Raw genomic sequence first — 22898 nt, 5'->3', positions numbered from 1 at the left:
TGGAACGCCAAACGGCGCGATGTCCGTAGCCATCGAGCGTCATCGAGCATGAAAAAAGCCGCCTCATCGAAGGCGGCTTTTTTACGCGTGTCATATCTCGAGCCAGCGGCGCTCACTAAATGAATAAACGTTCACTTCTCGCCAGAGGGTTGGACAAGCGCCGCATCAGGTGCGCCGTCGTGGGAGATAAGAATCGCCAACCACCGGCTGCTTTGAAACTGCGCGGCGATCACCATCACGAGAACCGTCAGCGGCGTGGAGAGAATGGCGCCCGGCACGCCCCATACCAGCGTCCAGACCCCCAGCGCGAAAATCCCGACCAACGGGTCGGTGTTGGTGCTTTTCGCCTGAAGTTTGGGTTGCACGAGGTTGTGCGCGATCTGGAAGATGGCAAGCGTGACCACAAACACGGCGAGCGGCACGGAAATCGAGTCGCTATGGATCGCGGCAAACAGGGCGGGCACAACACTCGCCACAAACGGCCCGATAACAGGCATGAACGCCAGCAGGAATACCGTCACGGCCCAGAATGCCGTGTTGGGCAGTTCCGCGACACGGAAGACCAGCGCGGAGATCACCGCAATCGCCAGATTGATTGCCGTCTGTGAGATCAGGTAAGCCTGCACGCCATGCACGATCTTGTTGAGCACAATGCGCTGCGAATTCGCCCGGGCCTCGCTCGTCGTGATGCGCAGAATTTTCGGCTCAGTGTTTCGTGAGGCGCCAAGCAGCATGAACACGAGAAACATCAGCGTCAGAAATGCCATCGACACCGCGTCGCCCAGCCACGTCGCGATGGTGTGCTCAAACTTCGGCAAATCGATCAGCCCGAGCACCGTCGCCAGATCGAATTTCCGCCCGAATCCCACGGTGGCCGTACGAATGAGACGATCGAGCTGGGCGGGAAGGTCAGCCGCTTGCTGGATCAGATCGCTGATGCCCTGAAGCGTAATGATAAAGATGCTATAGGCGCTGAAACCCACAATCGCCGCCGTCGCCACGAGAATCAGCCATTTCGGCGCACGCGGCAGAAGGCGAACTACCACCAAGACGATGCCCGAAATGAGAATTCGCAACAGGACGGCGAGAAAGAAAGGGATGAGTACCGGGCGAAGGAAATACAGGAGTGCCAGACCTGCGGCGACGCCCGTTGTCGTCTGTGCAACAGACCCAGGTGTTGAATTCATTGGTGGATGTTCTTAACGGTAAAGGCAGAAAACGCGCGTTGGATCGCGCGCCTTTCGTCCGCAAGAATATCAGGCAAATTTGTTTCCGGGGTTTCACGGGCGTGGCATCACCGCTCAGGCCCGCCAAAGCAAAGGCAGGCCGGAACGCTCCCGCCTTTGCTCAGCCAGCAGGCTGGGTTACTGCACTTCCTCGATCTCGCCCGGCTTCCACGTCTTGTCGAACCATGCGTCCAGCGGACCGTACAGCCGCAGGATCGTGAACCAGCCTTTGCCCGGCACGGTCTGCATCCAATTGGCTTCCTTGCCCTTGGGCGCCACCGGCCCGAAGTACAGATCGACCGACCCGTCGGCATTCGTGATCAGCTTGTCGCGCTTGTTGTTCTTGCTGGGGAAAGGCTGCGCGGTCTGTAGCTCGGAGCGGGTCTGCGGATCATAGATGACCACCGACCAGAAGTCCTTTGCCGGCACGTTGGCGGGAATGCGCAGCCGGTAATGCTTCGCGCCGTCGAACGGTTTGCCCGTCGCGTCCGCGCTGGAGAGGGCGTATTGCGACCCTTTGCCGACCAGTTTCGCCGCCATCGCCGGCGTATTCACCGTGGCCACGTAGAAAAAGCCTGTGCGGGCATCGAGATCGCGGCCCGGTGTGCCGTCACCCCCGAGCCAGCGGTAGTCGTCGCCGATAAAGCCGACACGCCATTGGCTATTCGGATATAGATAGGCACGCGGATCGCGATTGCGGAAACTGATCGCCCGGGCCGTGGCGTTACCGACGGCGACGGCTTCGGTGAGCGTTTTCGTCATGCGCGCATCCGGCGCGAAAGCCTTGCCTTTGCGGATGCCGATCGAGGCGACCAGTCCCCGCAGTTCAGGATCGATGAAACCGATGGGTTCCTTCTGGATGACGTGGTCCAGTTCCTTAAAGAACTCGAAGTTGTTGGCATGCACCGTGTTGAACGCTTGCTTCGAGGAATTGATGAACTCCATCTTCGGCGGGTGTTTCGCCTGACTGAGTGAATAGACCTTGAAGCCATCGCGGAACATCTTCGACGCCAGGTCCGGTTTGCCGTCCACCAGAAATCCGCGCAGGACCACGATATTCACATAGGACGGCGAGCGCGCAATGTAGTACTCGCCGCCATCTTTCACATCCTTGGGGAGCTTGCCCGTGTAGTCTGCCGGCACGATCAAGTACTTGCCGCCCTTACCACGATCCGGCCCGGGCACGCCCATGTCGACGACGAAGCGGAAGAATGCATCGTTGACGGTTCCCGGGCCGCTGCCCGGCGGCACTTCGACCACGGTCGGGCCGTCGGTCTCGAGGTCGAGCACGCCGAAGGCGTAGACCGTGTCGGTGTTGGCGGTGAGCAGCAGCGGATTCGAATCGGCCAGTTGATCGTAGATCGTGGCCTGATGGCTCTTCGCCGCACCAAGCGCAACGCTTGAGCGACGGATCGCCTCAATGCTCGCGGCCGGCATGAGGTTGAGGAACACCTCCACACCACGAAGGAAATCGAGGTTGTCGAAGGCGCGTTTGGCCGTGTCTTCGGTCGGCACGCCATCTACGAAGTTGAGCGTGCCGATCCGCGTCTGGACGGTGTCGGGCGTCAGGACATCCGGCGGGATGTAGGTGTTGAACCCCTTCGTGGGCGCGGCCCCCTCGGGAGCCTTCTGCGCATGGGCGATCGGCGCGCACAGCGCCCCGATCAACGTGGCGGTGACGAGCCCGCGGGTGCCGTTGAAAACCATTCACTTCTCCATCTCTTATGCGAAAAATAGCCACAAAACGTTCTGTAGAACGGGCTGTGGCAGAGGTTCCCGGACTGTACTCCGGGACCTTTCGCGAGAGACAGGGATGACCGTCAAATGAGGCAAATTGGCGATAAGAATGAGACGAAATCGAGGAGTGCTCGCGCGGCTAACACCACGAACGTGTTTTTCAATTCCACCTTGCTCCGTGCATTACAGCTTGTAGCTAAGGGTCACCATGAAATTGCGTGGCTCACCATAAAGGGCCTGATTGTAGAAACCCGTCATGGCGTAGTACCGCCGGTCGAAGACGTTATTGACGTTCATCGATACCGTCGCGTGCTTCGTCAACTCATATCGAGCCATCAACGATGCGGTGGCGTAAGCGCTCTGTCCAACTTCCACCGTTCCGTTGGGGCTGACAGCGGACTGATAGAACCGGCTTTGCCAATTGAGGCCGCCGCCAACCGTAAGCCGCGCCCAAGCGCCGGACAAACGGTACGTGGTGAATAGCCGGGCGGTAGTGCGCGGAATCTGGCTGCTCATCCGGCTGCCATCGCCATTGGATGCCGTGAAGTGAGAAACCCCCGCGTACACGTTCCAGCCTTGCGCCACCTCGCCTTGCACGTCGACATCCACGCCCTTCGATTGAGTGCCGCTGGCCGCGTAATAGGCTTGTGTCCCATCCGGCAGAAGCTGGCCGGCGTCGATTTGGGCGACGTTATCGAGCTTAGCTTGGAAGAGAGCGATCGAGGCATTCAGCCGGCCATCGAGGTATTCGCCCTTGAGGCCGACTTCCACATTCTTTCCGGTCGTAGGCGAAAGAATGCCGCCATTCCTGTCGCGATACGTCTGCGGGTTGAAGATCGCCGTATAACTGGCATAGGCGGAGTACGTGTCGTTGAGGTCATAAACCAGCCCGACGTAAGGGACGAACTTCGCAGTCGTCTTGTCGTGGAATGAACTGGTTTCGGAATTCTGGTCAACTTCGTAATTGCTGAATCGGCCGCCCACGATCAGCTTCACCCGGTCCGACAGCGAGAATCGCGCCGCACTGTAGAACCCGCTTTGCTTCACACGCGTTCGGGTCAACGTATAAGACGCCGCGTTGAAATCGGGTTCCGGATAGTTGCCGTTCCAGTCATAGAAGTTGCCGATCGGTGTGCCGGGAAAGACGAAGCCCGTTTCGTGATCGTCCGAGTTAAGGTTCGACGCCATGGCCCCAATGACCAGCTCATGTTTCCGGCCGAAAAGCCGGAAGGGGCCGGTGGCCATCACATCGAAGTTGTTCTGCCGGGTGTCGAGCAGGCCGGCGGCCGCCACGGGAATCAGCCCCTGCCCGGAGAGCTTATCGGGATAGCCCAACACCGACAGCAGCCGGGAGTCCGCATTCGCCCGCTTCTGACTGAACTCCGCCCGCAATTTCCAACCGTTGTCGAATCGCTGCTCAAGATTGGCAAAGGCGGTTTTCAGGGTGCTATCCCATGTGCTCCAGTTCGCGGCCATGTTGGTCGAACGAGGCCAGTGCGTGGTCGACCCATCGCTGAAAAACAGCGGCTGACCGCCCCACGGCATTCCCTTGGGCACCGAGTGTGAATATTGATAACCGACAGAAAGGGTTGTGCTCGAAGTCAGGTCTGCGTCCACCACACCATAGAGCGATTGGCGCTTCAATTTGTAGCGATCCAGAAACGAGTGCGAATTCTGATTCACTGCCACAAGGCGAGCGCGGATACGTCCGTCGAGGGTCAATGGCGTCGATATATCGACGGCCTCGCGATAGTTATCCCACGAACCTGCGCTTATCGACGCTGAAGCGGCAAAGTCTTTCGTCGGTCGTTTGCGCACCAGATTGATAGATGCCGACGGGTTGCCGGTCCCGCTCAGTAATCCTGTCGCGCCCCGGACAATCTCGACCCGGTCGTAAAACGCAGCGTCCTGAATACCGTCTCCCGGAACGAAGGTATTAGGAAGTGCCGCCGTGGGCACGCCGTCGTAATTGAAGTTGGTGATTTCGAATCCGCGTGAATAGAACGACACCCGCCCGCCGGCGCCATCGAGCGAGTAAGAGGAGATGCCCGTGCTGTTGTTGAGCACATCGGTGATGGCGGTCATCTGCTGATCCTCCATGCGCTGTTGGGTCACGACCGTCACCGATTGCGGCGTGTCGCGCAACGACAGCGGCAAGCCGGTTGCTGCCGCGGTCTCGCCGGTGGTGTAGGAGAGGGTGCCTTCCGTCGTGGCTTCCGGCTTGGCGGCGCTGACCTCGACGGCAGGCAAGTTGACCGCCGCCGTCTCGGCTGGCGGCGCTTGTGCAGCCTCGTTGTCGCCGGTGGCTGGCAGCGCCCACACCGGCAACGGTGCGCAGAGCGCCAGTGCCAAAGCCGCAGACAGGCGGGTGTTTTTCAGCGAATAGTGCGTGGCGGGTTGCCCCGCACGCCGGGGGTGAATCAGAGCGTCGGTCATGGAAGATGTCGTTAATACGTCGTTAATGCAAACGACAATCATTCTCATATCCGAGTCACAGCGGGTAAATGCCGCGCCATGCACTCCATGAATGCGCCAGACGCACCGGTTTCAAATTGGCGTTTTATGTTGTGATCTAATGGAGTCCGCAATATCTGTGCTTTTGATGTTTCAGTACGTCATCGAATACCTCTCTGTGTAAATCCGGTGCCGCAAGGCGCCCATCAGAACGCCGGTGTTTCAACACCGGCTTTGACACCAGGAGCGAGCGCAATGGCAGAAACTCTCATCAAGGTCGACCTGAAGCAGTCCGCGTACGAAAACGAGCAGGTGCATAACCGTTGGCATCCCGACATTCCGATGGCGTGTTGGGTGAAACCCGGCGACGATTTCATTCTTGAGACGTACGACTGGACGGGCGGCTTCATCAAAAACGATGACAGTGCAGATGATGTGCGCGACATCGACCTGTCGATCGTGCATTTTCTGTCCGGCCCAGTCGGCGTGCGAGGCGCGGAGCCCGGCGATCTGCTCGTCGTGGACCTGCTGGACATTGGTGCGAAGGCCGACAGTCAGTGGGGCTTCAATGGCTTCTTCTCAAAGACGAACGGTGGCGGCTTCCTGACCGACCACTTCCCGCACGCGCAAAAGTCCATCTGGGATTTCCACGGCCTGTACACGAGTTCGCGCCATATTCCGGGCGTTAATTTTGCCGGGCTGATTCACCCGGGGCTGATCGGGTGTCTGCCTGACCCGAAACTGCTGGAGACGTGGAACGAACGCGAAACCGGGCTGATCGCCACCGCACCCGATCGTGTCCCGCCGCTGGCAAATCCGCCGTTTGCCGCGACAGCCCATATGGGGAAACTGTCGGGCGCTGCGCGCGAGAAGGCGGCTGCGACGGGCGCACGGACCGTGCCGCCGCGTGAGCATGGCGGCAACTGCGACATCAAGGATTTGTCGCGCGGCTCGAAGGTGTTCTTCCCGGTGTATGTCGATGGCGCGGGCCTCTCCGTGGGCGACCTCCATTTCAGTCAGGGCGACGGCGAAATCACGTTCTGCGGTGCCATTGAAATGGCCGGCTGGGTTCACATGCGCGTGAACATCATCAAGGGCGGCATGGCCAAGTACGGCATTCGCAACCCCGTGTTCCAGCCCAGCCCGATGACGCCGTCGTACAACGACTACCTGATTTTCGAAGGCATCTCGGTGGACGAGCAGGGCAGCCAGCACTATCTCGACGTGACGGTGGCCTATCGTCAGGCGTGTCTGAATGCCATCGAGTATCTGAAAAAGTTTGGATATTCGGGCTCGCAGGCGTACTCCATCCTTGGCTGCGCGCCGGTGCAGGGGCATATCAGCGGGGTGGTGGACATTCCAAATGCCTGCGCGACGCTGTGGCTGCCGACGCAGATCTTCGACTTCGATATCCGCCCGAACGCGGACGGACCGGTGCGGCATGTGAAGGGCGGCGCGGATATGCCGTGTTCGCCCGATCTCGTGAAGTCCTGACGCGCTGCATCTCACGGAGGCAGACATGCCGATATACGACTTCGATTGCGGGCGTTGCGGGCCATTTGTGGTGATGCGACGGATCACGGATCGCGACGCCCCGTGTCATTGCCCGGAATGTGGCGGCGAGGGGGTGCGCGTGGTTTCGGCCCCGTCGCTGGCGCTGATGGGGAATGCGAGCCGCACCGCTCACGCGACGAACGAACGCGCGGCGAATGCGCCGCGTCAGTCGGGCGAAGGGGCCGCGAAACGCCACCGGGCCGGATGCAGCTGTTGTTCCGGAGGGAAGGTGGCGTTGGCGGGGGCGAGTCGAGACGCATCAGGCGGGCTCAAGCGACCTGCCGGGAGGCCTTGGATGATCAGTCATTAGCGACGCGGGGAATTGCACGCCTTGTGATGACATTGCCTCGGCAATCAGGGGGCTGACGACAGGTTGTTTTGTACGGCGCAACGCCCAATCCATCGGCGTTGCGCCGTTTTTATTCCGCCCGCCATTTCTCTACAATAGTGCCGGCGCCGATCCCCCTCGGCCGCCTCGACGATCAGGAGACATGCGGTGCACAAGAGAAGAATTGCCGGGTTTGGGCTGAGCCTTATCACGATGCTGGCCGCGCCGGCCATGGCGCAAAATACGACCGATCCCGCCACGACCACAGCCACCGCGCCGCAACGCGACGCTTTCTTCTGGCTGGGAGAAATCAACAAGGCTTCGCTGGTCATCAATACGCGTCAGGGTTTGCTGGATGCGAAGCTCGCACCGCACATCGCCAGCGGGCTCGATACGGTACTGCGCGCGGGGGATCAACCCGGTGGCGCGCGCCCCGATCTGGTCATCACGTTCGAGCCGTTGCTCATCAAGGCTGCCGGTGTCGAAGCCACGCTGCTGCATGCCGGCCGCTCCAGTCAGGACATGCTGGCGACGGTGCGTGCTGCGATGTACCGCGATCGATTGCTAGTCCTCGCCGCACAACTGCGCACCACCACAGCGACGCTGCGCCGTCTCGCCCAACAGTACGAATCGACCGTCGTGCCGAACTACACCAACGGGGTGGCGGCGCAACCGAACAGCTACGGCCACTATCTGCTGGGGCACGTCGCGGGCCTTCAGCGCGATGCGCAGCGCTTGCATGAGTTGTATGCACGCGTGGACCTGTCGCCGATGGGTACGACGGTGCTCAACGGCACGAGTTGGCCGCTCGATCGCGACAAGATGGCCCGTTCGCTCGGTTTTGCCGACAAGGTCGACAACGCCTACGATGCGTCGCAGATTGCCGCAACGGACTTGCCGGTCGAGATCGGCGCGCTTTCGACGAGTATCGCGCTGCATACGTCGGCCTTCGTGCAGGACGTCATGGTGCAGTACGCGCAGCCGCGGCCGTGGATTTTGCTGCGTGAAGGGGGCGGCAATACGTACGTCTCGAGCGCCATGCCGCAAAAACGCAATCCGGGCCTGCTCAACGACACGCGCACCGCAGCGTCAATGGTCGTGACGCTCGGCGTGGGCCGTGCGATCGCCGCGCATAACATTCCGCCCGGCATGAACGATGCGAAGCATATCGACGAAAACATGGCGGTGCTGGACCGGACGACGGCGCTGCTCAAGCGCTGGGATCGCGTGCTGAATGCGCTGGTGATCGATCCGCAGCGCGCGCTCGAAGAGCTCGACAGCGACTGGACGGCGTCACAGGAAATTGCCGACGTGCTGATGCGCGAGCATGGCCTGCCGTTCCGCGTGGGGCATCACTTCGCCTCGGAAATCGTCGACTACGCGAAGGCCAATGACCTTCGTCCGAGCAACTTCCCTTATGCGGAGGCGCAGCGCCTCTTCAAGCAGACCCTGACGGAAATGCAGGTGAGCGGCGGAGACCTTCCGATGAGCGAAGCTCAATTCCGCGCAACGCTCGATCCGACGGCGATCGTCATGCATCGCGCGACGTCCGGCGGCCCTCAGCCTGCGGAAATGAAACGCATGCTGGCACGCACCGACCGTGAGCTCGATGCCGACGGCAAATGGATCGACACCCATCGCCAGACCATCGACCGGTCGCTTGCGTCACTCGACAGTGACTTTCAGCGGTATTTGCCGGCGAGGTAGGGAAGTGGCGAAGGAGCGGGCGAGGGCAGGGCAGCTCAGGCTGCCTTGACCGCGTCGATGTTCAGGGCATAAGGTGTGATGTCACTTCCGGTCATCGCCGGTGTTCGGTTTGTCGCCGAGACCGGCGCACCCATGCCCCGCAACGCTGAAGCAGACGATAGGAGAACACCATGTCCCAGCCGTCATCGACGCTAGACCCCGCCTTCATCGAACAGCAGCGCAAGCGACTGGAGACCATGCGGCGGCAATTGCTTGGCGGCGAAGAGAATACGATCGCCGACGAGGCGTCGTTGCAGTCCGAGCATGGCGACGAAGCCCACGAATTCGAAGACGATGCGCAGACGCTGGCGCAGGACGAAGTCAACCAGAACCTGCGCAATGTGAACAAGAACCGTATCGGCGACATCGAACGCGCGTTGCAGAAGATCGCCGACGGCACCTACGGTTTCTCCGACGAGAGCGGTGACCCGATTCCGAAGGCGAGGCTTGAAGTTGCGCCGGAGGCCGTCTTGACGGTCGCGGAGCAAGAGCGTCACGACGCGGGGAACTGACCCCGGCGTTAATTCGGCGCCGCGGCTTCGGCCTCGGTCTGCTCGATGGCTTTGATGATGATATGCAGCGTGGCGTCAAGGTGATCCACCGTGTGACGCCGGCAGGCCTTAATATCGCGCGCCCGGTACTCGTCGAGCATCTTCTGATGCTCTTGATTGCTCACGTCGACGTGCACGGGGCGCATGTACAGCGATAGGGCAATGTAGGGCCCGGAGGCGTCACGCAGGGTCTTGATCAGGTGAGCGAGACGCGACTCGTCTTGCGACGCCCAGAGCGACGCGTGGAAGGCCTGATTCAACTCGGTCCATTTGACGACGTCCGATGTCTCAAGCATCTCGAGGTGCAACGCCTGCGCACGCGCGATGTCCTCTTCACGAATCGTGTTCATCGCTTGCTCGGCCATCATCGGTTCGAGCGTTTTCCGCAGGCGGTACAACTCGTTGACATCGTCGATCGTGAGACCGCGCACCACGGCACCGCGGTGAACATCGAAAAATACCAGTCCTTCGGAGACCAGCGTGCGCAACGCTTCACGCACGGGCGTCGTCGACATCTCGAGACGGCGCGCGAGGTCGTCCTGCCGAAGGCGGTCTCCCGCCTTCAACTTACCTTGCAGAATCTCGGTGCGTAGTGTCTCGATGGCATATTGATATGCCGTGAGTCGACGACCGCCAGACGAGCCGGACGCGCTGGCAGATGCGGAGGACATGCTTTTCAATGGGGTGCCATGTGAAGATTATTGACGCGTGAGTTTACTCCAATTTGCCAGCGCTTCTCCAACCGCGCCGGGCGCAACACCCGAGGCAATCATCGCCACGATCAGCAAGCGCGCCTTGAGTGCAGACAGCCAGCCGGACAGATGCGCACCGCGCCGGGCCAGATCGATTTCAGCACCCACATAGCCATACGTCTTCGACGCCGTCGACCCGCTTGCCGCACGGCTGGCGATCACCACCGGCACTTGCGCCGTCAGGCGGCCGATACGCTCGGCGAATCCGAACGAGACATGGCCCGCGCCCTGCGCCGCGATCACAACGGCTTCGTAGCCGCCATTCACCGCCATCTCCGCCAGTTCACCGTCATCACCCAAAACCGCCGTCACGAGTGCGACCTTGGGCCAGTCACGCACCGGGCGCGGCAAGGGTTGCGGGCGAGCCGGCTTGGCGTGGAAAAACATCGGACGACCTTCAACGATACGCGCCGCGGCGCCCCCGTCATGTGAGACGAATGCCTGCACGGCCAGCGCGTCGCCCTTGCTGACCCAACGCGCGTAGTGGGCGGTGTCGTTCATCAGCACAAGGACACCGCGACCCACGCTGTCGGGATGCGACGCCGTACGCACCGCCGCCAAAAGATTCGCGGGACCGTCAGCGCCAGCGGCCTGAGGGGCGCGCATCGCCCCCGTCACGATCAGCGGTTCGGGCAACTTCCAGAACAGATCCAACAGGAAAGCGGTTTCCTCCAGCGTATCGGTGCCCTGCGTGAGCACGACGCCGCAGGCGCCGTCTGCTATCTGCTGCTCGGCCCAAGTGAGGGCGGCCATCAGGTCGCCGTAACCCAGCGACGCGCTCGGCAATTGACGAAGCGATGTCGCCTTGATGGTCGCCACGTCGGACAGCCCGGGCACGGAATGGGTCAACTGCGCGGCGTCGAGCGTAGGAACGACACCGCCGGCGGCGTCTGACGGCGTCATGCTGATCGTCCCGCCAAGAGAGGCGACGGCGACCACGGGAAGCGACTTGGACATGGTGGATTCGGTGGATGGGGTAGGCAAGGTGGTGAGATTATTGATTTCAGTTGAAGTGCATTGTGCATTATATATAATCGACAATCGTTTGCGAAGGGCATCGGGCGCTTCGCGGAGAAATCAACACCTAGGAGACGTCATGGAACCAACAACAGCAGGGCACCCGAGCGGCGCAGCGACGCGATATCGGTTCGCGATATTTGCGCTGATCGTGGTGATTGCCCTCGTGAACTACATCGACCGCGGGGCGATTTCGTACTCTGCGGCGCAAATCACGTCGGAATACGGATTTGACCGGGCAGGGTGGGGCGCTGTCCTTGGGTACTTCGGCTACGGCTATATGTTTGGTGCGCTGTTCGGCGGGGCACTTGCTGATCGCGTTGGCGCGAAGACGGTGTGGGTGATCGCGGGCATCGCGTGGTCGGTGTTCGCCATTGCCATGATTTGGGCGGGCGACCTCGGGCTCGCCGTCTTTGGCGGCTCGGCACTGACCGGCTTCGCGGCGATCCGCGTGCTGTTCGGCTTCGCGGAAGGACCAGCGTACTCGATCATCAACAAAACGATGGCCGCGTGGGCATCGCCGTCGGAGCGGGGTTTCGCGGTGTCCATCGGGCTGCTGAGCACGCCGCTCGGCGCGCTGCTCACGGCACCGGTCGCTGTGGGTCTGCTCCTGCTCACCGATAGCTGGCGAACGATGTATGTCGTGCTGGGTCTGGCGGGTTTCGTGCTGATTGCCTTGTTCGCGCGTGTTTATACCAACCGCCCGGAAGACAATCCGCGTGTGAACGCGGCCGAAGCGGCGTTGATTCGGGCTGGGCGTCCGTCGCAGAGTCCGTCGGCTGCCGCAGCGGCTAGCGATATGCCGTGGTGGAGCTTCTTCAAGAGCAAAACGCTGGTCTTCAATTCGATCGGCTACTTCGCATTCGTCTATGTGAACTTCATGCTGCTCACGTGGACCCCGAAATACCTCGCCGACGAGTTTCACTTCACGCTGTCGTCGCTCTGGTACATCGGCATGATCCCGTGGACAGGCGCGTGCGTGACGGTGCTGCTCGGCGGCCGCATTTCCGATTGGCTGTATCGCAAGACGGGCAAGCTGGTCATCGCACGTAGCTGGTTCGCGGCGGCCGCACTGACGTGTACGACGTTGTGCTTCCTGATGGTTTCGCAGGCAACGAGCGTGTGGGCAGTGATTGCGCTGATGACGCTGGGCAATGCCCTCAACGCACTGCCGAACTCGGTGTATTGGGCGGTGGTGATCGACACGGCACCGACGCGCGTGGGGACGTTCAGCGGGTTGATGCACTTCATCGCCAACATCGCTGCCGTGCTCGCGCCGACACTGGCCGGTATTTTGTCGGCGAAGTATGGCTATTCGTCGATGTTTGTCGCGACCGCTGTGGCAACGGCGGTGGGCGTGTTCGCCATGCTGCAAGTGCGTCCGGGCGTTGGGCCGAACAGCGGCCGACCTGATGCGAAGGCCGTATCGGCTTGATGACGCGGACGCATTGAACGGCTGGGTGGTCGCTTCAGAACGGTCAGTCAGCACCGGCGAGCAGGGCTCGCCGGATGCCGATAAAATCATCTCCGACGACGACTCTCAATACCCTTACTCGTATCTGGATGGTGAATGGCTAGTAACTTGGGCCAACCGCCAGGTATTCAACTTGCGATCCGCTGAGGCTTCACGCGTCGGGAACATCCCGGAAAAATCAGAACATAGGGAGGTGACATGGAGTTGCTCCAAGCCATGAAGGTCTTCAGCGCCGTCGCGAAGTCAGGGAGTTTTACGAGTGCCGCCGATATATTGCAAGTTGGCCGCCCCCATGTGACACGCTCCGTACAGGAACTGGAAGCATCGTTGGGCGTCAGGTTGTTCCATCGCACCACGCGAAGCGTCAAGCTGACGGCCGAGGGGGAGCAGTTCTTCGTGCGAACGGAGGAACTCCTTGCAGGGATCGATGATGCCACCACCATGTTCAGTGACTCGGGAGATGGGTTGCGAGGGCGCTTGCGTATTGACCTGCCCGGCGCGCTATCTCAACTTAACTTTCTGACGCGACTGAACACCTTCGCGAGTCAACATCCGGGGCTTGAGCTGGTCCTCGGTGTGACCGACCGGGCCGTCGATCTGGTCGCCGAGGGTGTCGACTGCGTGCTCAGAATAGGGGAGCTCCCGGACTCGAGTCTGGTCGGACGCCGAATTGGTGGCGCCGTCATGGTCTTGTGTGCCACCCCTAACTACCTGAATGATTTCGGTGTGCCGAAATTGCCGTCCGATTTGCTGCGGCACAAAGGCGTCAATTTTCTCTCCGGCTTGGACAATCGCCCACTCAGGTGGCGTTTTATGGTCGATGGGGAGCCTGTCAGTACCACGGCAGGTACCTGTATGAGCGTTAACGAGGCAAACGCTTATGTGAAGTGCGCGCTTGCCGGTTTTGGACTGATTCAGGCCCCCGGCATTTTGGTCGAGGAGCAATTGGCGGATGGCTCGTTGGTGGAAGTGCTTGCCGCGTACCGCCCGGAACCGTGGACCGTTTCGTTGCTGTATCCGAGCCGTGCATACGTCGCACCCCGCGTCAGAGTGTTCGCCGAGTGGATGGCGCAAGCGCTTGCGACCACGCAACAAACTTGGCTCGTCGCGTAACGGCGCCGCCAGACGGATGGCATTGTTTCTCGAAGGAGCAACAGTTAGTTACGCGCCAATTCGTATATCTCTGCGGGCCCTGGGCCTAGAGTGTGAAGCACCCGTTCGCAGCCGCCCCAACGGCCGCTATGTTTCGTCACTCTTGAGGTCCAGATATGTCAAAAATCGTCCGCTTCCATCGCATCGGTGGCCCTGAGGTACTCCAGTTCGATAATGTCGACGTGCCGCGTCCCAGCACAGGTGAAGTCCAGATTCGAGTGAAAGCGCTCGGCATCAATCGTGCCGAAGTCATGTATCGCGCCGGCCAGTACTTGATCGACCCGCAATTTCCGGCAAAGCTTGGCTACGAAGCGTCCGGCGAAGTCGCTGCCGTCGGCCCCGGCGTCACCGGGTTTGCCGTCGGCGATGACGTCAGTGTTGTTCCTGCATTCTCGTTTGCCGATTACGGCATGTACGGTGAGCTAGTCAACGCGCCAGAGCATGCTGTCGTGAAGAACCCCGAAGGCGTGACGCATCAAGACGCAGCAGCCACATGGATGGCGTTCATCACGGCGTATGGTGCGTTGATCAGCTACGGCAAATTGACGACCGGCGATACCGTTGTCATTGGCGCGGCGACCAGTAGCGTCGGCCTCGCAGCCATTCAGGTAGCTAAGCTCGCGGGTGCCAAGACCATTGCTCTCACGCGTAGCCAGGCGAAAGCGGCTGCACTGCGCGAGATCGGCGCCGACCACGTCATGCTGAGCGACGACGCAGCGTTGACCGATGACATCCTTGAAGCATCGGGCGGGAAGGGCGCTCGTGTCGTATTCGACCCGGTGGGAGGGCCGAACGCGCGCCGGGTCATTCGCGCCATGGCGCCTCACGGTGTGTACTACCAGTACGGTGCACTGGACGCGCGCGACATTCCCGTGCCGGTCATGGACATTCTGGCGAAGCCCCTCGTTATCCAGGGCTATACGCTTTTCGAGATCACACAAAGCGAAACCCGTCTCGCCGAGGCCAAGGCCTTTATTACCAACGGCCTGGCTTCGAGAGCGCTTCGTCCCGTGATTGACAGGGTCTTCCGCTTTGACGAAATCGCCGAAGCTCACCGGTACATGGAGGCGGGCAATCAAGTCGGCAAGATTGTCGTCACGCTTTAACGGCGCCCAGCTCATCGAGAAATCTTGATTTGGCGTGCGACGCTATCTTAATATGCCCCGTTCGGGGTAAATGCGCACGGATAGCGTTCGCATCAGACCGGCGGGTCACACAGGAAAAATCACCATGCCAAAGAAGACCGATGAGCAAGTACAAACCGAAATCGGCGCGTTGACGCAGTTGCAACCCCAACTTCCTCAGCGTGCACAACAGGCGGTGGATGCTGCACTTCAGGTTCTGAGAGACAACCTGTCGAACGACGCGGTGTACGACAAGTTTGAAGAGGGAACCGAGGAGTTTGAAGACGCGTTGACGGCATGCATGTGGCGTGACGGCGTCTCCGGCTGCCAAGCACTGTCGGCGCAGTATCGCGATCTGATTTAACGGGAAAGTCAATGGTGCAAATCTACGGCAGTCAGATATTCGCACCGATGTACGACGCCGCTGGATGGGCGGCTCTCGTCAAAAACACGATTTAACATAATGTACATTATGCGAGTCAATGGTACCAAAATAAGGTGTTGCGTTTTTGTCGGTTTCTTCTGTAAAAACGAGCAACACTTCACGTATCATTTGGCACCATTTTGTGATTGCATAAATGCCGTATCTGCATCTGTCCCATCCGTCTGTTCCTCGCGCACTCAGAGTTCCAACCCTTGTTGATGCTCATGGCATACCACGCTACTGGGCCAACGTTTGGTCCACTATGTGCCTCGGCCATCTGGCTGACTCCACCAAGACAGCGAAACTTCGTCAGCTTGAAACGCTGTACACACACGCAGATCGAGAGCTCGGCCCGAGTGGCCTCGATAATGCGCTGTCGCGCCAAGATCACACCGTCCTCGCTGACACTCTTGAATCATGGTTTGTCTCGATTCGCAATCGAGCGCCCGGAAGCAGATCCGATGAACTGCGATGGAATACCGGACTAGCGTTCGTCACGAACATCTCCGCCTGGCTTACCAAGGCCACAAGCGCACCCAGCGACGAACGTTCACGCGCTGCTCGGATTCACCGGCTGGGAACGCTCTATAGCCAACTGCACGTAGCGAAGAGTTCTTCTTCCGCCGCGGTGCGCTCGTTGCCTGCAAACGTGGTTCAGGCACTTTACGAGCTGCTTGATCCCACGTCTGCGATCAATCCGTTCAAACATCCCTCAACGCGATGGCGACTTTACTTGGCGTTCACGCTTATGTTGCATCAAGGCTTGCGCCGCGGTGAAATGTTGATCTTGCCCGTAGATTGTTTGAAATCTGGGGTCGACCATCGCACCCAAAAACGCCGCTATTGGATTAATGTGCAGCAGCACGAATATGATGACGATGGCGACGCCGTCGACCCGAGATATTCACGACCGAGCGTAAAGACGGCCAGCTCGATCCGACAGATTCCGGTCAGCGCCACCATGGCCCGCCTGGTACAGACATACACCGACAACTACCGCGGGCGGCCCGATCACCCGTACCTGATTAACTCGTACAAAGATCGTCCGCTGGCGACAGAGTCGCTGACTAAAGCTTTCCGCACAATCTCGGCAGCACTTCCGGAGCTGGCCGCCAACGAGCTTTTTGATCGGTGCAATAAGACATCGGTGACGCCACATGACTTGCGTCACACGTGCGCCGTCGTCCGCCTAAACCAACTAATCAGCGCGGGTGACTCCATGGACGAAGCCCTTCAAAAAATGCGTACCTTCTTCGGATGGTCTCGCACGTCAACGATGCCTTCTCATTACTCACGGGCCGTCTTTGAAGACCGGCTCGCCGGCGTTTGGAACGACAGTTTCGATGACCGCGTCGCACTAATCCGAGCAATTCCTATGGCGGAGTGAGATGAATCAGTTGCAGTTGTTCGGCACCATTTCATCAGAGGGCGAAATGAACGTACGCCCGCAGATCGCATCCTTCCTAAAATGCGCCCCTGCCCTTCCCCCTGTGATCCGCTATTACGACGAATTTGACGACGTTACTCGTTCAATCGACGCCCCGCAGTCGGCGAGAGTTTTCCAAGTGCATGCTTACGGGACCTCCGTTGATTACACTTTCGATCATTTGCCGACCGATTGCGCGGTACTTGTGAAACAAGCGTTTCTGTTCGTACTAGGCTCAGGCCGACATGTTGCTTCGGCTCGTAAGACCTTTGACGGCGCAAAGCTACTCAGCCCATCGGATGTCGAGCGAATCATTGCAGCGGGGCCGCTGGAGATATCTCGAGAGTGGGTCACACTGCGCGCCCGTGAGCTCCCGTTGAGCGCGTATGTATACGTCAAGACGATACTCCGTATGCTCTGTACACTGCGGTTCAACGGTTGGTCCCCTGACCACGAGGGGCTGCTATACACCGCCCTTCCCAATCCGACGGTAGTGGCAGATGCCGCAGTTCGTTCCGGCCAAGTATTTCTGACGATTGAGCAAGAATCTCACCTAGTTCGCCATTTGGACAAGCTTGCGGCTCGGTTGGAGTCTTTGTCGCAACCAGATGACCTCGCAGTTGAAGACGCAGGACTTCTGCTCTGCTCGTACCAATTCGCCATGCGTCCAATACAGATTGCGTCGGTAAAGATGATCAACTGTCGCATCTGGAGCGATCTGCCCGACGCGGCACCGTCCGTGCATATGACTTTCCACATGGCCAAGCAACGTTCCGTAACTGCTCGACGTCCGCTTACTAGACGTGTGAAGCGCGAGTGGGGAATCATCATAAGGGCCCTCCACGAGAAGCGGACTCGGAACGGAGCGACAGCCGCTGATCGCTTATTCGACGTTAATTCCGCCCGGGAAGTCGGCCTTCGCCTGTCCAGACTCACAGCAGAGCTTTTGGGAGTCGATTCAATAGGCACCGCAACTGACTTGCGCCACAGTGCGGCGCAACGTCTCGTCGATGCCGGAGCCAATCACGAGGAACTCGCCGAGTTCATGGGACACAGCCGGACAGATACCGGCCTGATTTACTACGATGTGTCGCCCACACACGCTGAACGGGTCAACCGAGCCTTAGGCGTTTCCGATGTCTATCAGCGCGTCGCGCGCGTTGCGCATGATCGATTTATCTCGGCGGAGGAACTGGCACAGCTCAAGGAGGAGCAGCAGGTTGCGGCCGTGCCTCACGGAATCCCAATCGCCGGAATCGGTGGATGCAGCAGCGGGCAGCCCACATGCCGGTTCAATCCAGTCATGGCATGTTACGGCTGCCACAAGTTTCTGCCGCTTCAAGACAAAACGACTCACGAGAGTGTCTTGGCCTCAATGCGAGAAATCGTGGTGTTTTTTGAAAGAAGCTCGAAGGGGGACGTCAACTCGCCGGCGTACCTGCAGCTGCGCAGGACCATTAGTGATGTCCAAGCGGTCATCGACGAGCTTTCGGAGAATGACAAATGACTCCACAGTTCGAGGCATACATTGCTCTTGGAAAGCGCTTGCTTCTTGAAAAAGGGATCAACTGGGACTTCAAGTTGGATGACCAAGGGAACGCGACTGATGGGATTGGCTGGCCGTTATCCCTTATGGCAGGCGAAGTCCCTCCTCCCGCCTTCTATTTGCGCGATTTGTCAGTTGAACCAAAGGCGTTGGCGATCTATGCCGAGAAATTTGGTCGATCGGAAGAGCTGAAAGCTGAGTTTCGTCCGCTATCCATTGCTTGGCGAGACCTTATCAAGGCGGCAGTTGCCGAGCAGCTATTCTTCAAGCGAAATACTGCGTCTCACTCCGCACAGCAAGTCGCTCGACCGCTGCGCGTGCTAGCAACATGCACGACCGTTGAGCCCTGGGAGCTAACCGTAGACGATTTTCGATCTGCGATGGCGGTCGCAAGCGAAATTCAAAAGAGTGGACAGTTGAGCGACCGGATCAATGGACTCGCGCGCAGTTTGTTTGACACACACCACTTGCTACATGTGGGTCCGCTTTACGGACTGTTGGGCGGGAAGCGACTCATCACAGGCCCCTCACGAGTAGCGCGTCACACTTTGTCAGAAGCACAGTTGCGCGATGACCTAACCGACAGGAAGCGGGCGGAACGCCTGCCCGAAAAGCGAGCGTTCTGGGAACTGGTTCGCATCGTCACAACGGAAAAGCCTCAAACGTTCGTGGATGCCCTGCGGTTCGCTGCTTTGCAGACCATGATCGTGACTGGCATGCGGATCTCCGAGGTGGCGTTGCTGCCGGCAGATTGCCTTAAGGAGCGGGACTATTTCGACAGACACGGCAGACCTGCCGCAGAGGCCGGCGGAATCTCAAAAGCAATGTTCCTCCGGCATTTCGCGGAAAAGCAACATGACGAGCACTCGGACAGCCGACTGCTGATTGAACGACTTCAGCCCGTCCCCGCCATGTTTGAGACGATACTCAGGCAGACGTTGGAACGCGTCCGCGCAATGACAGCCCCGCTCAGGCACACGCTACGTCTGCAATGCGAGACGGGGCGAGTTCTACCGTGGTACGGTCTCAACGACCTCGTTCCTGTCCGGGAGTTGTATCCTCACTTGACCGGAAATCCGTTCTTCCTAGACTTCGAACAAACGCAATATACAGAGCGCTATAGAGATGCGTTCGATCCGGCGGTATTCGATCAGATCCACGCCGACCAGCTTGCGGCTCCAATCGACACTCGAATGAATATGGCTCTGTACATTTTCGGCAATCGATTGAAGGCGTTGATGAGCGACGGCAAAACCACCATGCGATTCCGACACGCGGATGGAACCCCCATCTCAGTTGGCGCCCGCATGAGCTGGCCTCGAGTCTATTTGCATGTTGGTGAGCTTGAAGCACACCTGCGCGTGCATACGCCGACAAAGCTATCCGACACGTCCGCATTTCCCATTGAATACGGGATTTTGCAGCCCTGGGAGTTCATGTTTTTGCATCCAAAGCGATCAGTAGCTGAAGAGCGAAATGAAGGTATCTGTGACATTTCAAGATATTTGGGCGTAAATCGCCCCGACTCAATGCTCATCCAGCACGCACTCGACCATCATCCGAGCACCCCCAACCTGTTCGAAAAGTATGGTGAATCAGTTGACGATCGGGCGCTGACGCTCGCCTCCCACTCCTTGCGTCACCTGCAAAATACTGAACTGTTCCGCCTTGGCGTTGCTGACACCATCATCTCGAAGCGCTATAACCGCAAAAGCGTCGCGCAGAGCTATGAGTACGACCATCGCAGTCTCGCAGAGGACCTCGATCAAATTGAGATCCCGGAAGACATTGAGTTCCGCTTAGGCGAAAAGACGGCCACCGTGGCGCGCCTTATTGCGTCAGATAAGATTCGTGGGCCGATTGTGGACTCGTTCCGCCGCCTCCAGGCGTCCGAAGGAGATGCCGCCGCGTTTGACTACCTGAAAATCGAAGCCGACGGATTTCACGCGACGCCTTACGGCTACTGCATGAGTTCGTTCACGGTAGACCCCTGCCCCAATCACCTCGAGTGTTTCAACGATTGCCGCCACTTAGCAGCGACAGGGCTTCCGGAACATCGCCAGAACCTGATTAGCTTAGATCACAAGCTTCAGGCGGCCCTTGATGCGATCCGCGCTCGACCGTCAAAGAGCGTTGGGAGGGCGAATCAGCTTCGGCACGCCGAATCCCGGCTAAACGCTGTTCGGACATTGCTCGACACACCGACAGGTCACCATCCCTTCCCTGACGGGCAGGACCGCTCTAATTCCCGCTCGTCCGGAGCCCTCGATGAATAACAATGCAGCAGAAGCCAAAACAGCAGACGAACAACTTCGCGACGTGCTTGAGCGGCTTTTAGAAGATGATGAAGACATCACTGCACGTGCTGCTGCACGCTGCCACCCCACCATTAACTCGGCGTCATCGATGACGCGCAACGAAGCGCGGCGGACGCTGATTGCTGAATATCAAGCACGGCAGTCCGAACTCCGCCGTTGGCGAGGAGCCACCGTCCATCGAACAAACGCTGCAACGGCGAAGTTGCTTGCAGAAAAGGACCGTCGAATAATGGAGCTCGAGGCTCAGGTACAGCTTCTTACGAGTTCACATCTCGCGGTAATTCGTGCCGTCGGAGAGATGGGAGGATTCTCGCGGTGGGCCGAATTCTATGCTCACTACCCCGCAGCTAAGCGGCTGCTAGGAGCCGAAGGCTTCGCGTTTGCAAACAATGTGCGGAACCTATCCGATACCCCGGAGGCGTAACGCCCAACCGTTTGGGACAGCGTCCGTCGCGCACTCTGTATGTGGGTTGCCTAAGTGAACTTCAGGAGCCGATGCCAACTCGACGCAGCACCAAATTGAGATTTTCGTCTATCGAGATTTCAACGCTGTCGCCGACGGCCCATCCGGCTGCTTGTCGAATTGCGTCAGGCAGCCCGATTTCGCCATCCGCGACCTGGCCACCTGACCGTGCGAGTAGAGCACTATCCGAAAAACTGACTGGGACACGTGGTAACTGTTCACGCAGAATACTTACCAGAGCATCGTCGGGTAGCGATAACGAAAGCCAAGATGCACACATCTCATCGGAATGATTTGCCCACGCCCATGCGACGTTTAATGGATTCGCTTGCGTCCCCAATGCATGCAAGCACGCCAACATGCGCTGGACGTCATCCGGGTAATCTCTTACATGAGCTAAGACGTCTTCCCTCGACACACTCATCTTCACCTCCTTGCACCTAACCAACGTCGCGTTTCGCAAAACCTGCTGAATGCTAGGGGTTCGGCAAGATGTGCCTCGCGCGCCACATGGGCTCAACGATTCAGCCTAGCTCATCGAAAGGCAATGTTCCGTGAGCCATTTCAAGCCACCCGCCTTCGGTAGGATCGATACCTATTAGCTCGTATTTCCCCTCCCGCCCGTGGTAGCCAATTCCCATCACCAAGACGGCGTTTCGGGCGGCGATGTACGCCGCAGTTGCTTTGCCTTCGCTTGCGTACTCGTTACCAGTGAACAGTGCTGCCATACCGCACAAACAGTCTTGATCTCTAAGCGTTTCATCTCTCAGGAACTGAACAAACGACTGTTGAGTTTGCGCAACATTTGGATGCACATCCAACGAGTAACCATCTTCAGCTTCCATACCGAGAATGAAAGCGGTTCCATTCGATTCTACGAAAAGAACTCCATCAAACACTTCGCACGCAAATCCGCGTCGACATGCTTTCACGTCAGCGATCCACAGCGAATCGGAACTCCCGGGAAACGTTGAAACGAATCGTGGATCTCGCACGGCAACAGCCATTGGAGGTGGAATTTCTTTCGCAATTCGAAGGCCCATATCTGGCAACTCTCCTCACCTGGTTAAGCTTCCACTTTCGTCAGTCGCGACGTACCTTTCCCACCGTGCCCTGTATGAAAATCTCAAGCGTCACTGTATATTTCTGAGTGCTGTTCGATGCACCGTGCGACACGAAGATGCTAGTGTAAATTCTGCGCGCCGACATCACGCGTATTGGCACAAAATCAATACCGCACGATCCAGTGCCTACCTCACTCTATATGGGGCCGATACGAGTCCCACCACGCATCTTAATGCGTTCCGATTCGACCTCGGCCAAGAAATTGGACAGGGCCACCCCAAGCGAAGTACATAAGGCATCGATAGTGTCCAGCTTTGGCGACCTCCGTCCATACTCAAGCATATAAACGCCGTTAACCGAGATACTTGCACTCCTCGCCAGAGCTTCTTGTGTCATCGATTGCGCCAAGCGATGTCGACGCAACGTACGCCCAAACGCAAGATTGATAGCAGAGCAGCTTGCATCTGCAGAGTGGCTCATCTGGGGATGTCACAATTTGGTGTGAGCACGGTCCTGCGGAAACTCAATAAGTAGCCAGATG

The 22898-nt window shown here is 58.8% G+C and carries 19 protein-coding genes; 12 read left to right on the top strand and 7 right to left on the bottom strand.

Features of this window, described 5'->3' with window-relative positions; all coding sequences use genetic code 11:
• Window positions 1-131: 131 nt before the first annotated feature.
• The 3 genes from PIN31009_RS11785 to PIN31009_RS11775 form a co-directional block, all read right to left on the bottom strand.
• The gene (locus PIN31009_RS11785) at window positions 132-1187 is read right to left on the bottom strand and encodes an AI-2E family transporter (RefSeq protein ID WP_150685476.1); all 1056 of its coding nucleotides are present in this window, start codon (window positions 1185-1187) and stop codon (window positions 132-134) included.
• A 177-nt stretch (window positions 1188-1364) separates the two neighbouring features.
• The gene (locus PIN31009_RS11780; protein ID WP_150790374.1) at window positions 1365-2933 is read right to left on the bottom strand and encodes a DUF1254 domain-containing protein; all 1569 of its coding nucleotides are present in this window, start codon (window positions 2931-2933) and stop codon (window positions 1365-1367) included.
• Between the two features lie 213 nt (window positions 2934-3146).
• A complete protein-coding gene (locus PIN31009_RS11775) occupies window positions 3147-5399 on the bottom strand; it encodes a TonB-dependent siderophore receptor (RefSeq protein ID WP_217426789.1) in 2253 nt (750 codons plus the stop codon).
• A 273-nt stretch (window positions 5400-5672) separates the two neighbouring features.
• On the opposite strand from PIN31009_RS11775, the gene fmdA reads away from it, so the two are divergent.
• The 4 genes from fmdA to PIN31009_RS11755 all read left to right on the top strand — a co-directional run bounded on the left by fmdA (window position 5673) and on the right by PIN31009_RS11755 (window position 9557).
• Complete coding sequence (gene fmdA / locus PIN31009_RS11770; protein ID WP_150790373.1) at window positions 5673-6911, top strand: formamidase; 1239 nt, start codon at window positions 5673-5675, stop codon at window positions 6909-6911.
• A gap of 25 nt (window positions 6912-6936) precedes the next feature.
• A complete protein-coding gene (locus PIN31009_RS11765) occupies window positions 6937-7281 on the top strand; it encodes an FmdB family zinc ribbon protein (RefSeq protein ID WP_150790372.1) in 345 nt (114 codons plus the stop codon).
• A gap of 231 nt (window positions 7282-7512) precedes the next feature.
• A complete protein-coding gene (locus PIN31009_RS11760; RefSeq protein WP_150790861.1) occupies window positions 7513-9006 on the top strand; it encodes a lyase family protein in 1494 nt (497 codons plus the stop codon).
• Between the two features lie 170 nt (window positions 9007-9176).
• Window positions 9177-9557, top strand: coding sequence for a TraR/DksA family transcriptional regulator (locus tag PIN31009_RS11755; RefSeq protein WP_150790371.1), 381 nt, complete (start codon window positions 9177-9179; stop codon window positions 9555-9557).
• 8 nt (window positions 9558-9565) lie between these two features.
• On the opposite strand, the gene PIN31009_RS11750 is transcribed toward PIN31009_RS11755, so the two are convergent.
• Both PIN31009_RS11750 and PIN31009_RS11745 read right to left on the bottom strand, forming a co-directional pair.
• Window positions 9566-10267 (bottom strand): GntR family transcriptional regulator, encoded by a 702-nt coding sequence (locus PIN31009_RS11750; RefSeq protein WP_150685482.1) that lies wholly within the window; start codon window positions 10265-10267, stop codon window positions 9566-9568.
• 27 nt (window positions 10268-10294) lie between these two features.
• Window positions 10295-11305 (bottom strand): asparaginase, encoded by a 1011-nt coding sequence (locus PIN31009_RS11745; RefSeq protein WP_150790370.1) that lies wholly within the window; start codon window positions 11303-11305, stop codon window positions 10295-10297.
• A 139-nt stretch (window positions 11306-11444) separates the two neighbouring features.
• On the opposite strand from PIN31009_RS11745, the gene PIN31009_RS11740 reads away from it, so the two are divergent.
• The 8 genes from PIN31009_RS11740 (at window position 11445) to PIN31009_RS11705 (ending at window position 21253) form a co-directional block, all read left to right on the top strand.
• The gene (locus PIN31009_RS11740; RefSeq protein ID WP_150790369.1) at window positions 11445-12800 is read left to right on the top strand and encodes an MFS transporter; all 1356 of its coding nucleotides are present in this window, start codon (window positions 11445-11447) and stop codon (window positions 12798-12800) included.
• A gap of 237 nt (window positions 12801-13037) precedes the next feature.
• Complete coding sequence (locus PIN31009_RS11735; protein WP_217426788.1) at window positions 13038-13952, top strand: LysR family transcriptional regulator; 915 nt, start codon at window positions 13038-13040, stop codon at window positions 13950-13952.
• Window positions 13953-14107: 155 nt separating this feature from the next.
• On the top strand, window positions 14108-15097 hold the full coding sequence (locus tag PIN31009_RS11730; RefSeq protein ID WP_150790368.1) for a zinc-dependent alcohol dehydrogenase family protein: 990 nt from the start codon (window positions 14108-14110) through the stop codon (window positions 15095-15097).
• Window positions 15098-15221: 124 nt separating this feature from the next.
• Window positions 15222-15479 carry a hypothetical protein gene (locus tag PIN31009_RS11725; protein WP_150790367.1) on the top strand — a complete coding sequence of 86 codons (258 nt, stop codon included), beginning with the start codon at window positions 15222-15224 and terminating at the stop codon, window positions 15477-15479.
• A 214-nt stretch (window positions 15480-15693) separates the two neighbouring features.
• Window positions 15694-16926, top strand: coding sequence for a site-specific integrase (locus PIN31009_RS11720; protein WP_150790366.1), 1233 nt, complete (start codon window positions 15694-15696; stop codon window positions 16924-16926).
• A 1-nt stretch (window position 16927) separates the two neighbouring features.
• Window positions 16928-18472 (top strand): site-specific integrase, encoded by a 1545-nt coding sequence (locus PIN31009_RS11715; RefSeq protein ID WP_217426787.1) that lies wholly within the window; start codon window positions 16928-16930, stop codon window positions 18470-18472.
• A complete protein-coding gene (locus tag PIN31009_RS11710; protein WP_150790365.1) occupies window positions 18469-20787 on the top strand; it encodes a hypothetical protein in 2319 nt (772 codons plus the stop codon). The genes PIN31009_RS11715 and PIN31009_RS11710 overlap by 4 nt, the downstream gene beginning before the upstream one ends.
• Window positions 20780-21253 carry a hypothetical protein gene (locus tag PIN31009_RS11705; RefSeq protein WP_174997125.1) on the top strand — a complete coding sequence of 158 codons (474 nt, stop codon included), beginning with the start codon at window positions 20780-20782 and terminating at the stop codon, window positions 21251-21253. The genes PIN31009_RS11710 and PIN31009_RS11705 overlap by 8 nt, the downstream gene beginning before the upstream one ends.
• Window positions 21254-21816: 563 nt before the next feature.
• On the opposite strand, the gene PIN31009_RS11700 is transcribed toward PIN31009_RS11705, so the two are convergent.
• Together PIN31009_RS11700 and PIN31009_RS28460 are read right to left on the bottom strand one after the other, a co-directional pair.
• Window positions 21817-22335, bottom strand: coding sequence for a hypothetical protein (locus tag PIN31009_RS11700; protein WP_150790364.1), 519 nt, complete (start codon window positions 22333-22335; stop codon window positions 21817-21819).
• Between the two features lie 217 nt (window positions 22336-22552).
• On the bottom strand, window positions 22553-22837 hold the full coding sequence (locus tag PIN31009_RS28460) for a helix-turn-helix domain-containing protein (RefSeq protein ID WP_150790363.1): 285 nt from the start codon (window positions 22835-22837) through the stop codon (window positions 22553-22555).
• Window positions 22838-22898: the final 61 nt, after the last annotated feature.

It is taken from the genome of Pandoraea iniqua, from assembly GCF_902459685.1.
Lineage (GTDB): Bacteria > Pseudomonadota > Gammaproteobacteria > Burkholderiales > Burkholderiaceae > Pandoraea > Pandoraea iniqua.
Note: the sequence above shows the minus strand (reverse complement) of the source record. Positions and strands in the feature narration are given on the sequence as shown.